This window comes from Sphingomonas sp. GM_Shp_2 (genome assembly GCF_026540875.1).
GTDB lineage: Bacteria > Pseudomonadota > Alphaproteobacteria > Sphingomonadales > Sphingomonadaceae > Sphingomonas > Sphingomonas carotinifaciens.
The window spans coordinates 46812-59359 of sequence record NZ_JALNUQ010000003.1 but is presented as its reverse complement, the minus strand read 5'-3'; the positions used below and the strand labels follow the sequence as shown (position 1 = coordinate 59359).

At 66.5% G+C, this 12548-nt stretch carries 9 protein-coding genes and 1 other annotated feature; of the genes, 2 read left to right on the top strand and 7 right to left on the bottom strand.

Features of this window, described 5'->3' with window-relative positions:
• The first annotated feature begins 106 nt into the window (after nucleotides 1-106).
• Both ruvA and OXR08_RS01795 read left to right on the top strand, forming a co-directional pair.
• On the top strand, nucleotides 107-703 hold the full coding sequence (ruvA, locus tag OXR08_RS01800) for a Holliday junction branch migration protein RuvA (RefSeq protein ID WP_149682183.1): 597 nt from the start codon (nucleotides 107-109) through the stop codon (nucleotides 701-703).
• Nucleotides 704-777: 74 nt separating this feature from the next.
• Nucleotides 778-833: a sequence feature (sul1 is cis-regulatory element that is thought to sense ions involved in sulfur or methionine metabolism; They are found in Alphaproteobacteria), on the top strand.
• A gap of 61 nt (nucleotides 834-894) precedes the next feature.
• Complete coding sequence (locus OXR08_RS01795; RefSeq protein ID WP_267347339.1) at nucleotides 895-2385, top strand: SulP family inorganic anion transporter; 1491 nt, start codon at nucleotides 895-897, stop codon at nucleotides 2383-2385.
• Between the two features lie 69 nt (nucleotides 2386-2454).
• On the opposite strand, the gene lpdA is transcribed toward OXR08_RS01795, so the two are convergent.
• From lpdA to OXR08_RS01760, 7 genes are all read right to left on the bottom strand, one after another.
• On the bottom strand, nucleotides 2455-3849 hold the full coding sequence (gene lpdA / locus OXR08_RS01790) for a dihydrolipoyl dehydrogenase (protein WP_267347338.1): 1395 nt from the start codon (nucleotides 3847-3849) through the stop codon (nucleotides 2455-2457).
• Nucleotides 3850-3959: 110 nt separating this feature from the next.
• On the bottom strand, nucleotides 3960-5192 hold the full coding sequence (gene odhB, locus OXR08_RS01785; RefSeq protein ID WP_267347337.1) for a 2-oxoglutarate dehydrogenase complex dihydrolipoyllysine-residue succinyltransferase: 1233 nt from the start codon (nucleotides 5190-5192) through the stop codon (nucleotides 3960-3962).
• 100 nt (nucleotides 5193-5292) lie between these two features.
• Nucleotides 5293-8271, bottom strand: a complete 2979-nt coding sequence (locus OXR08_RS01780; protein ID WP_267347336.1) for a 2-oxoglutarate dehydrogenase E1 component — start codon at nucleotides 8269-8271, stop codon at nucleotides 5293-5295.
• Between the two features lie 107 nt (nucleotides 8272-8378).
• The gene (gene sucD, locus OXR08_RS01775) at nucleotides 8379-9263 is read right to left on the bottom strand and encodes a succinate--CoA ligase subunit alpha (RefSeq protein ID WP_112382031.1); all 885 of its coding nucleotides are present in this window, start codon (nucleotides 9261-9263) and stop codon (nucleotides 8379-8381) included.
• Nucleotides 9264-9345: 82 nt separating this feature from the next.
• Nucleotides 9346-10308, bottom strand: a complete 963-nt coding sequence (mdh, locus tag OXR08_RS01770) for a malate dehydrogenase (protein ID WP_112382030.1) — start codon at nucleotides 10306-10308, stop codon at nucleotides 9346-9348.
• Between the two features lie 201 nt (nucleotides 10309-10509).
• Nucleotides 10510-11631, bottom strand: a complete 1122-nt coding sequence (zapE, locus tag OXR08_RS01765) for a cell division protein ZapE (RefSeq protein ID WP_267347335.1) — start codon at nucleotides 11629-11631, stop codon at nucleotides 10510-10512.
• A 128-nt stretch (nucleotides 11632-11759) separates the two neighbouring features.
• Nucleotides 11760-12539, bottom strand: coding sequence for a succinate dehydrogenase iron-sulfur subunit (locus tag OXR08_RS01760; RefSeq protein ID WP_149682188.1), 780 nt, complete (start codon nucleotides 12537-12539; stop codon nucleotides 11760-11762).
• Nucleotides 12540-12548: the final 9 nt, after the last annotated feature.

Below are 12548 nucleotides of genomic sequence, written 5' to 3'. Positions count from 1 at the left end.
GCGTGAATCCCCCTCTGCTTCGCGTCTTCGCATGAACCCTTCCCCGACCACGGGGAGCGCATCGCCCCCGTGACAGCGTGCCGGGTTTGTTCTAGCGATCACTCCCATGATCGCGCATCTCAAGGGACGATTGGACGCAACCGGCACCGACCATGCGGTGATCGATGTCGGCGGCGTCGGCTATCTGGTCGGCGCCTCGGCGCGCACCCTGGCAGCGATCGGCCCGGTGGGCGAGGCCGCGATGCTGCATACCGAAATGCTGGTGTCGGAGGATTCGATCCGGCTGGTCGGCTTCTCCTCCTCGGCGGAGCGGGACTGGTTCCGGCTGCTGACCGGGGTGCAGGGCGTGGGCGCGCGCGTCGCACTCGCCATCCTGTCCGCGCTCGACCCGTCCGAGATCGCCCGCGCCGTCGCCAGCGGCGACAAGGCGATGATCGCGCGCGCCAACGGCGTCGGGCCGAAACTCGCCCAGCGCATCGTAATGGAATTGAAGGACAAGACCGGCGGCATCATTCTCGGCCCCGCCGCCGCGTCGCAGGTGATCCCGGTCGGGGCCGGCGCCGATGCGGTGTCCGCGCTGCTGAACCTCGGCTTCCGCCCCGCCGAGGCGAGCGCCGCGGTCGCGGCCGCCGAGGAGGATCTGGGCGAAACCGCGACGCTCGACGCGCTGGTCCGCCTCGCGCTGCGCAAGGCGGCGAAATAGGGCCACGAAACGGGGCGGCGGCATAGCGCGGCTTGCCCCGCCCCCATCACCTCCGCTAAGGGCGCGAACAATCGCAAGGACCCGGTGAGACTCCGGGTGGCTCTTCCGGCCGCCGATCCGCCGGACAACCTGCCCATGCCCTATCCGTCGCGCCCGTATCCGGCGCCATGGGCCCCGTTGCAGATTTCCTCATGACCGATTTTCTTTCCCGCACCCGCGCCGAATGGTTCGTCGGCGCGCCGCAGGCCGGCCGCGACGTCCTTGCCGGCGTCGTCGTCGCCCTCGCCCTGATCCCGGAGGCGATCGGCTTTTCGATCATCGCCGGTGTCGATCCCAGCGTCGGCCTTTATGCCTCGGTGGCGATCGCCATCGTCATCTCGCTGCTCGGCGGGCGCCCCGGCATGATCTCGGCCTCGACCGCGGCGGTGGCCGTGGTGGTGACGCCGCTCGTCCGCGATCACGGCGTCGATTACCTCTTCGCCGCGACGATCCTGATGGGCCTCATCCAGATCGTCGCGGGGCTGGCCCGGCTCGACCTTCTGATGCAGTTCGTCTCCCGCTCGGTCATCACCGGCTTCGTCAACGCGCTCGCCATTCTGGTCTTCATGGGCCAGTTGCCGCAACTCGTCGGCGTGACGTGGCACAGCTATGCGATGGTCGCCGCCGGCCTCTTCATCGTCTACCTCTTTCCACGCGTGACGAAGGCGGTGCCCGCCCCGCTGGTGACCGTCCTGTCGCTCGCCGCGGTCAGCATCGCGCTGGGCCTGCCGGTGCGCACGGTCGGCGACATGGGCAATATCCCGCACGGCCTGCCGAGCTTCACCCTGCCCCGGGTGCCGCTCACGCTGGAGACGCTGCGCATCATCCTGCCCTTCTCGCTCACCATGGCGGCGGTCGGCTTGCTGGAGGCGCTGCTGACCGCGCAGATCGTCGACGACATGACCGAGACCGACAGCGACAAGCGCCGCGAATGCATGGGTCAGGGCGGCGCCAACATCGCCTCGGCGCTGGCCGGCGGCATGGGTGGCTGCGCGGTGATCGGCCAGACGGTCATCAACGTCACCTCGGGCGGCCGCACCCGGCTATCGACCTTCGCGGCGGGCGCGGTGCTGCTCTTCATGCTTGCGGTCCTCGGCCCCTGGGTCGGGCGCATCCCGATGCCGGCGCTGGTCGCGGTGATGATCATGGTCGCGATCGGCACCTTCAGCTGGAACTCGATCACCAACATCCGCCACCACCCCTGGACCTCCAGCGTCGTCATGGTCGCGACCGTCATCGTCGTCGTCGCGACCCACAACCTGGCACAGGGCGTGCTCGTCGGCGTGCTGCTCTCCGGCGTCTTCTTCGCCGGCAAGGTCCAGCGCATGTTCGCGGTCATCCGCGACGTGCAGGGCGACCGCGCGACCTACCGCGTGTCGGGCCAGATCTTCTTCGCCTCGGTCGATCGCTTTACCCGCGCCTTCCGCACCGACGAGCCTGCGACCTCCGTGGTGATCGACGTCTCCGCCGCGCACTTCTGGGACATTTCCGGCGTCGGTGCGCTCGACAAGATCGTCACCCGCCTGCGCGGTGGCGGCCGGACGGTCGAGGTGATCGGCTACAATGCCGCCAGTGCCGACCTGATCGACCGCTATGCGCTGCACGACAAGACGGGTGTGGAAACCGGCGCCGTCCCGCACTGATCGCCCACGAAAAGGGCCGCGGGAGATCGCTCTCCCGCGGCCCCTTGCCGGTTCCGGACGTGGTGCCGATCAGACGTGGATCGGCTTGCCCCGCACCGCCATCGCGGCTTCCTTCAAGGCTTCCGAATGCGTCGGATGGGCATGGCAGGTATAGGCGATGTCCTCCGACGTCGCACCGAATTCCATCGCCTGCGCCGCCTGCGCGATCATCGTCCCCGCCAGGCTGGAGACGATCCACACGCCCAGCACCCGGTCCGTCTTGGCGTCGGCAATGACCTTCACGAAGCCATCCGTGTCGCGGTTCGTCTTGGCGCGGCTGTTCGCCATGAAGGGGAACTTGCCGACCTTTACCTCGCCCTTCTCCTTGGCCGCTTCCTCGGACAGCCCAACGCCCGCAATCTCGGGCATCGTATAGACCACGCTCGGAATCACGTCGTGGTTCACGATGCCGGTCTGGCCGGCGATGTTCTCGGCCACCGCGACGCCCTCGTCCTCGGCCTTGTGCGCCAGCATCAGGCCCGGCGCGACGTCGCCGATCGCCCAGACGCCGTCGACATTGGTCGCGAAGTCATGATCGATCTCGACCTGGCCGCGGTTGTTGAGCTTCACGCCCGCCGCATCGAGGTTCAGGCCGTCGGTGTTCGGCTTGCGCCCGATCGCGACCAGCACCGCATCCGCGGTCAGCGTTTCCGCCGCACCGCCATTCGCCGGCTCCAGCGACACGGTCGCGGTCTTGCCCTCGACGGTGACGCCGGTCACCTTGGTGCCGGTCTTCAACTCGAAGCCCTGCTTCTTGAACAGCTTGGCCGATTCCTTGCGGACTTCGCCATCGAAGCCGGGCAGGATCTGGTCAAGATATTCGACCACGGTCACCTTGGCGCCCAGGCGCCGCCAGACCGAGCCGAGTTCCAGCCCAATCACGCCACCGCCGATCACCACCAGATGCTCGGGCACCTTGGGCAGCGCCAGCGCGCCGGTGGAATCCACCACCACCTTCTGGTCGATCTCGACGCCGGGCAGCGGGGTCACCGACGAGCCCGTCGCGATCACGATGTCGCGCGCGGTAACCGTTTGTTCGCCGACGGTTACGGTGCTGGCGTCGGTGAAGCTCGCCTTGCCCTTCAGCCAGGTGACCTTGTTCTTCTTGAACAGGTACTCGATACCGCCGGTCAGCTCACCGACCGCCTTCTTCTTCTCCGCATGCATCTGCTCGAGGTTCAGCTTCGCGCCCTCCACCTCGATCCCGAACTTCGCAAACGCCCCGTGGCTCGCTTCCTCGAACAGTTCGGAGGCATGGAGCAACGCCTTGGACGGGATACAGCCGACATTGAGGCAGGTGCCGCCCAGCGTCTCGCGCGATTCGGCACATGCGGTCTTCAGGCCCAACTGCGCCGCGCGGATCGCCGCGACATAGCCGCCGGGGCCCGCGCCGATCACCAGGACGTCATAGTCGTACTCAGCCATTTGTCTCTCCCGTTCCCCGGCCTTCGGGGTCCAGCCTTACGGGATCCGTCCCGCTGCGGTCGATATGTGAACGGACCCTCGCCGAAACGAGGGCCCGGCAAGGGTCGTTCTTACAGGTCGATCAGGACGCGCGTCGGATCCTCGATCGCGTTCTTCAGCGCGACCAGGAAGGTCACCGCCTCGCGACCGTCGATCAGGCGGTGGTCGTAGCTGAGCGCGAGATACATCATCGGGCGCACCACGACCTGGCCGTCACGCACCACCGGACGCTCCTCGATACGGTGGAGGCCCAGCACCGCCGACTGCGGCGGGTTGATGATCGGGGTCGACATCAGCGAGCCGAACACGCCGCCGTTCGAGATGGTGAAGGTACCGCCCTTCATCTCGTCCATCTTCAGCGTGCCGTCCTTGGCGCGCTTGCCGAAGTCGCCGATCGTCTTCTCGATGCCCGCGACCGTCAGGTTCTGCGCGTCGCGGATCACCGGCACGACCAGGCCGTTCGGGGCCGACACCGCAACCGAGATGTCCGCATAATCGTGATACACGATCTCGTCGCCCTCGATCGAGGCGTTGACGGCCGGGATGTCCTTCAGCGCCATCGTCGCGGCCTTCACGAAGAAGCCCATGAAGCCCAGGCGCACGCCGTGCTTCTTCTCGAACAGATCCTTGTACTTGGCGCGCGCCTCGATCACCGCGGTCATGTCGACGTCGTTGAACGTCGTCAGCATCGCGGCGCTGTTCTGCGCTTCCTTCAGGCGCTTGGCGATCGTCTGGCGGAGGCGGGTCATCTTGACGCGCTCTTCCTTGCGCTCACCCGTTGCAGCCGACGCCTGCGGTGCGGCAGCGGCCGGAGCGGCAGCGGCCTGCGGCTTGTTCTGCGCAGCGGCAGCCACGTCTTCCTTGGTGATGCGGCCGTCCTTGCCGGTACCCTTGATGGTCGAGGGGTCGAGACCATGCTCCAGGATCGCGCGGCGAACCGACGGAGACAGCGCGGCAGGCGAGTCGCCCGCGGGCTCGCTATCGGCCGATGCGCTCGGCACAGGCGCCGATGCCGGGGTGGCGGTCACCGCAGGCTCCTTGGCCTCCGTCTTCGCAGGGACCGAACCACCGGCATCGACGGTGGCGATCAGCGCACCGACCTGCACCGTGTCGCCGACCTTCACCGCATGGTCGCCCATCACGCCCGCCACCGGCGAGGGCACCTCGACCGAGACCTTGTCGGTCTCCAGGCTCGCGATAGGCTCGTCGACGGCGACCGCGTCGCCGGGCTGCTTCAGCCATTCACCCAGGGTCGCTTCGGTGATCGATTCGCCGAGCGTCGGCACCAGAACTTCAGTCGCCATTGTTTCTATCCTTCTGCCCCGGCGCGGCCGGGGGCCCAGTTGCGCAACGATCCCCGGTCAGGTGCTGCGCGGTTCATCTGCTTGCCCGACCGGGCGGCGATCAGCTCGACGGTCCCTGCGTGGGGCGCGAGGCGGTGGTGCCCTCCTCGCCGCGCGTGCGACGAATCTCGTCGCGCACATTGTGGCCCAGCGCATCGGCGACCAGTGCCCCCTGCTCGGCGGTGTGCCGCTTCATCAGGCCCGTGGCGGGCGATGCGGCCGCGGTACGGCCGGCATAGCGTGCCCGCTTCACCGACGATCCGGCTGCCGCCAGCGACTCCTCGATCAGCGGCTCGACGAAGAACCAGTAGCCGTTGTTCTTCGGCTCTTCCTGCGCCCACACCACGTCCTGCAGGTTCGGCATGCGCTTCACCCGTTCCGCCAGCGCGTCGCCGGGGAAGGGATAAAGCTGCTCGACACGTACGATCTGCGTGGTTTCGTCGCCCGCCGCATCGCGCGCCTCCAGCAGGTCGTACGCCACCTTGCCGGTGCACAGCACCAGCCGCGTCGTCGCCTCGTCGGCCGCGCCATTGGGGTCGGACAGGATACGCCGGAAATGGCTGTCGGACTGGAAGTCCTCCGCCTTCGACACCGCCAGCTTGTGGCGCAGCAGGGACTTGGGCGTGAAGAGCACCAGCGGCTTGCGGAAGTTGCGGTGCATCTGCCGGCGCAGCAGGTGGAAGTAGTTGGCCGGCGTGGTCACGTTCGCGACCTGGATGTTGTCGCCCGCGCATGCCTGCAGGAACCGCTCGGGCCGTGCCGAGCTATGCTCCGGACCCTGCCCCTCGTAACCGTGCGGCAGCAGCATCACCAGGCCGTTGGCGCGCAGCCACTTGGCCTCGCCGGAGGTGATGAACTGGTCGATCATGATCTGCGCGCCGTTGACGAAGTCGCCGAACTGCGCCTCCCACAGCACCAGCGTCTTCGGGTCGGCCAGCGCATAGCCATATTCGAAGCCGAGCACGCCATATTCGGACAGCGGCGAGTCGAGCACCTCGAACCGGCCATGCTCCACCGTCTGGAGCGGCACGTATTTGTGCTCGTCGGTCTGGTCGACCCACACCGCATGACGCTGCGAGAAGGTACCGCGACCCGAATCCTGCCCCGACAGGCGTACGCCATAGCCTTCCGACAGCAGCGAGCCGAAGGCCAGCGCCTCGCCCGTCGCCCAGTCGAAATTCTCGCCCGTGCTGAACATCTGCCGCTTGGCATCCAGCACGCGGGCCAGCGTCTTGTGGATCTGGATGCTGTCGGGAACCGTGGTCAGCGTGCGGCCGATCGCGTCGAACAACTTCTTGTCCAGCCCCGTCTCGACGTTGCGGCGACCCTGGTCACCCTCGCGCGGCGCCGACAGGCCGGACCAGCGCCCGGCGAACCAGTCCGCCTTGTTGGGCTTGTATGCCGCACCCGCCTCGAACTCGCCTTCGAGCAGCGTCGTATACTGCTTGACGTTCTCGTCCAGCCACGCCTGGTCGATCACGCCCTCGCCGATCAGGCGCTTGGCGTAGATGTCGCTGACGCCCGGATGCTGGCGGATTTCCTTGTACATCAGCGGCTGGGTGAAGCCCGGCTCGTCGCCCTCGTTGTGACCGAAGCGGCGATAGCACCACATGTCGATCACGATGTCGCGGTGGAACTTCTGGCGGAATTCCATCGCCATCTTGGTGGCAAAGGTCACCGCCTCGGGATCGTCGCCGTTCACATGGAAGACGGGCGCCTGAACCCCCTTCGCCACGTCCGACGGATAGGGCGAGGAACGCGCGAATTGCGGGCTGGTGGTGAAGCCCACCTGGTTGTTGATGATGAAGTGGACGCAGCCGCCGGTGTTGTAGCCCCGGATGCCGGAGAAGCCGAGGCATTCCCAGACGATTCCCTGCCCCGCGAACGCCGCGTCGCCGTGGATCAGCACGGGCAGCGAGGCGCTGTGATCCTTCAGGTCGCTGGCGATCGTCTGGATCGCGCGGGTCTTGCCCAGCACGACCGGGTTCACCGCTTCCAGGTGCGACGGGTTGGCGACCAGCGACATGTGCACCTTGTGCCCGTCGAACTCGCGGTCGGTGGAGGTGCCCAGGTGATACTTCACGTCGCCCGAACCGCCGATGTCATCGGGGTTGGCCGAGCCGCCGGCGAATTCGTGGAAGATCACGCGCAGCGGCTTGCCCATCACATTGGCCAGCACGTTCAGGCGGCCGCGATGCGCCATGCCGAACACGATCTCGCGCACGCCGTACTGGCCACCATATTTGATGACCGATTCCAGCGCGGGGATCATGCTCTCGCCGCCATCCAGGCCGAAGCGCTTGGTGCCGACATATTTCTTGCCGAGGAACTTTTCCCACTGTTCGGCCTCGACCACCTTGTTCAGGATGGCCTTCTTGCCGTCGGTGGTAAATTCGATCGCCTTGTTCTGGCCTTCCATCCGCTCCTGCAGGAAGCGGCGCTCCTCGACATCGACGATGTGCATATATTCCAGGCCGACATTGCCGCAGTAATTCTTGCGCAGCGTGTCGACCAGTTCGCGAACGGTTGCCCATTCGAAGCCCATCGTGCCGCCCAGATAGATCTTGCGGTCGAGGTCGGCGTCGGTGAAGCCGTAATATTCGGTCTTCAGATCCTCGGGCATCTCGCGCTTGGCGAGGCCCAGCGGATCGAGATTGGCGGCCAGGTGGCCGCGCACCCGGTAGGTGCGGATCAGCAGCTGCGCGCGGATCGCGTCACCGGCCGCCTTGACGATGTCGTCGGTGGAGGGCGCCGCCGCTGCCGGTGCGGCCGGCGCTGTCTTGCCGCCACGCGCGGGCTTGGGCGCGGGCTCCATCTGCGTGGGATCGAGCCCTGCGGTCAGGTCGTCGGTGGTGGTCAGCGGCCACCGCTTGTTGGTCCAGCTCGGAGCCCCGACACCCTGCTCCAGCCCTTCGAAAAAGCTGCGCCAGCCGCCGTCGACCGACGACTGGTCGGCCTGGTACTTGGCATAAAGCGCCTCAATGAACGCCGGGCTGACGCCGGTGGCGATGTCGCTGAAATCCTGACCTTCGTAGCCCATCGTCATTGTCCTTCTGCCCCTCCCGATCGCGAGGGGGTGATGAGGGCGACAGGTTCCGCGACACCCGCGCCCTTAGGGCCGCCTCCCCGGCGGGGGAGGCGATCACCTTACTTGTTCAGCACCGACAGCAGCGTCGAGCCGAGTTCCGAGGGGCTGGCCGCGACCTTGATCCCGGCCTCTTCCATCGCCGCGATCTTGCTCTCGGCATCGCCCTTGCCGCCCGACACGATCGCGCCGGCATGGCCCATGCGGCGGCCCGGAGGGGCGGTGCGACCCGCGATGAAGCCGGCCATCGGCTTGCTCCGACCGCGCTTGGCCTCGTCCTTCAGGAACTGTGCCGCCTGCTCCTCGGCATCGCCGCCGATCTCGCCGATCATGATGATCGACTGCGTCGCCTCGTCGGCGAGGAACAGTTCCAGCACGTCGATGAAGTTCGTGCCGTTGACGGGATCGCCGCCGATGCCGACCGCGGTCGTCTGGCCTAGGCCTGCATTCGAGGTCTGGAACACCGCCTCATAGGTCAGCGTGCCGGAGCGCGACACGACGCCGACCGAACCCTGCTTGAAGATCGAACCGGGCATGATGCCGATCTTGCACTCGCCCGGCGTCAGCACGCCGGGGCAGTTCGGGCCGATCAGGCGCGACTTCGAACCCGAAAGCGCGCGCTTCACGCGCACCATGTCGAGCACCGGAATGCCTTCGGTGATCGTCACGATCAGCGGGATCTCGGCGTCGATCGCCTCCAGGATCGAGTCCGCGGCGAAGGGCGGCGGTACGTAGATCACGCTGGCATCGGCACCGGTCTTCGACTTGGCTTCGGCGACCGTGTTGAACACCGGCAGGTCGAGGTGCGTCGTGCCGCCCTTGCCCGGCGTGACGCCGCCGACCATCTGCGTGCCGTAGGCGAGCGCCTGCTGCGTGTGGAACGTGCCGGTTTCACCGGTCATGCCCTGGGTGATGACCTTGGTATTCTTGTTGACGAGGATGCTCATGGGGGCTCCCGTTGGACGTTGCCCCCTTGTTCAAGGGGCTAAAGATGCCCGCGCGTCGACCATCCGCGCGCGGGCGTTGAAATCAGGCGAGCGTGCCGTCGATGCCCTTGCACGCGACCAGCAGTTCCTTGACCGCATCGACCGAGACCTGAAGATTGCCCTTCGCCTCGTCCGACAGCTTGACCTCGACCACCTTCTCGACGCCGTTCGCGCCGATCACCACCGGCACGCCGACATACAGGTCGTCGATGCCGTACTGGCCGGTCAGGTGCGCCGCGGCCGGCAGGATGCGCTTCTGGTCGTACAGATAGGCTTCCGCCATCGCGATGCCGCTGGTGGCGGGCGCGTAATAGGCCGAACCGGTCTTCAGCAGCGCGACGATCTCGCCGCCGCCGCCACGGGTGCGCTTGATGATCTCGTCGACCTTCTCCTTGGTGGAGAAGCCCATCTCGATCAGGTCGCTGACCGGGATGCCGCTGACCGTCGAATATTCCAGCACGGGCACCATGGTGTCGCCGTGTCCGCCCAGCACGAAGGTGTTCACGTCCTTCACCGACACGCCGAACTCGTCGGCGAGGAAGTGGCTGAAGCGTGCCGAGTCGAGCACGCCCGCCATGCCCACGACCTTGTTGTGCGGCAGGCCGGAGAATTCGCGCAGCGCCCACACCATCGCGTCTAGCGGATTGGTGATGCAGATCACGAACGCATCCGGCGCATTCGCGGCGATTCCCTCGCCGACCGCCTTCATCACCTTCAGGTTGATGCCGAGCAGATCGTCGCGGCTCATGCCGGGCTTGCGGGCGACACCGGCGGTGACGATGATGACATCGGCCCCGGCGATGTCCGCATAATCGTTGGAACCCTTGATGTTCGCGTCGAAGCCCTCGACCGGGCCGCACTGCGACAGGTCCAGCGCCTTGCCCTGGGGAACGCCTTCGACCACGTCGAACAGCACGATGTCACCGAGACCCTTGAGGGCTGCGAGGTGCGCGAGCGTGCCGCCGATATTGCCGGCGCCGATCAGCGCGATCTTCTTGCGGGCCATTCCAATCCTTCTCCGTGATGGACGTGCGTGATTGGTCATGCGGACTACGCCGATTGCCGGCATGCCGCAACCGCTAAAGCACGCGGTTTTGCATTTTAATTGCAACTGGTTCGCAAGAGCAATAGGGCGCCAGAGGCGGCAGCGCCACTGTTTCGGCAGGCTCTCTGACTGGCTGGTCCGAGCAGGTGCGCGGCACGCTCGCTACCGCGTCTCCTCGTCAGCGCCGTGACCCTTGGCCAGATACTCTTCCGAGCGCATCTCCTCCAACCGGCTGATCGTACGCTCGAACTCGAAGCGTCCATCCCCGGTTTCGTAAAGATCGGCGGGCTGCGCATCCGCTGCGGCAAGCAGCTTCACCTTGTGTTCGTACAGCGCGTCGATCAGCGCCACGAAGCGGGCCGCCTCGTTGCGATTCTCCGGCCCCAGCTTCGGGATGCCGACCAGAATCACCGTATGAAAACGCCGCGCGATCGCCAGATAGTCCGCCGCGCCCCGCGCCTCGCCGCACAGCCGCTTGAACGAGAACACCGCCACACCCTTCAGGGCCTTGGGCACCCTGAGCGTCCGGTTGCCCTGCACGGGTAGCTCTTCCGAGGGTACGTGGGCGGCATCCTCCACCGGATAGTCGGTCAGCCGGAAAAAGGCGGCGGACAGTTGCGCGGTCGCCTCCGCCCCGTTCGGCACCAGCCAGGTATCCACCTGACCCAGCCGGTCGCGCCGGTAATCGGTCGGACCGTTCAGCGCGATCACGTCCATCCGCCCTTCGATCAGCGCAATGAAGGGAAGGAAATGCTCGCGGTTCAGGCCATTCTTGTAGAGGTCGGCCGGCGGACGGTTGGAGGTGGTGACCACCGTCACCCCCGCCTCGATCAGTGCAGTGAACAGGCGCGACAGGATCATCGCGTCCGGGCTGTTCGTCACCATCATCTCGTCGAACGCCAGCAGCCGCGTTTCCTCGGCCAGGGCCGCGGCAACCGGCGCGATCGGCTCGCCGACCTGCTTGGCCCGCTCCCGGCCGATGCGCCCATGCACTTCCAGCATGAACTCGGCGAAATGCACCCGTCGTTTCCGCTCGACCGCCACATGGTCGAAGAACAGGTCCATCAGCATCGATTTGCCGCGCCCGACGCCGCCCCACATATAGACGCCGCGCGGCGCCTGCCCGCCACGACCGGTCAGCCGCGCAAAAAAGCCCGCGCGCGGCGGCCTTTCCAATTGGGTTGCCAGGGCATCCAGTCTGGCGGCGGCAGCGGCCTGTTCGGGATCGGGGCGAAGCTCGCCCGCGCCGACCAGGGCTTGATAGGCGGAAAGTACGTCAGGCATGGGGAAACGGTCGCTTCTTCTCCCCTCCCCGTCAGGGGAGGGGTCCGGGGTGGGGCAGTCCCGCAAATGCCGCGCCGGCGGACATGGCCCACCCCACCCTCTTCAGCAGAGGGGTCATCGCAGGCGGATCAGACGATCCGCTCGGCTTCCATCTTCTTGATCTCGGCGATCGCCTTGGCGGGGTTCAAGCCCTTGGGGCAGACGTTCGCGCAGTTCATGATCGTGTGGCAACGATACAGGCGGAACGGGTCCTCCAGCTCGTCCAGACGCTCGCCGTTCATTTCGTCACGGCTGTCCGCCAGCCAGCGATAGGCCTGCAGCAGAATCGCCGGCCCCAGGAACTTGTCCGAATTCCACCAATAGCTCGGGCAGGAGGTCGAGCAGCAGGCGCACAGGATGCACTCGTACAGACCATCGAGCTTCGCGCGATCGGCGGGCGACTGCAGCCGCTCCTTGCCCGCAGGCTCCGGCGTCACGGTCTGCAGCCAGGGCTGGATCGAGGCGTATTGCGCATAGAAATGCGTGAAGTCCGGCACCAGGTCCTTGACCACGTCCATGTGCGGCAGCGGGGTGATGCGCACCTCGCCCTTCACATCCTCGATCGCGGTGGTGCACGCCAGGCCGTTGCGCCCGTCGATGTTCATCGCGCAGGAACCGCAAATGCCCTCGCGGCACGAACGGCGGAAGGTCAGCGACGAATCCTGCTCGCCCTTCATCTTGATGAGCGCGTCCAGCACCATCGGACCGCACTCGTCCAGATCGATCTCGAACGTGTCGTACCGCGGGTTCTGCCCCGAATCGGGGTCGTAGCGATAGACCTTGAACTTCTTGATGCGGCCGGTGGTGGTCGCCTTGTGCGTTTCGCCCTTCTTGATGACGCTGTTCTTGGGCAGGGCAAATTCAGCCATGGGTTCGAT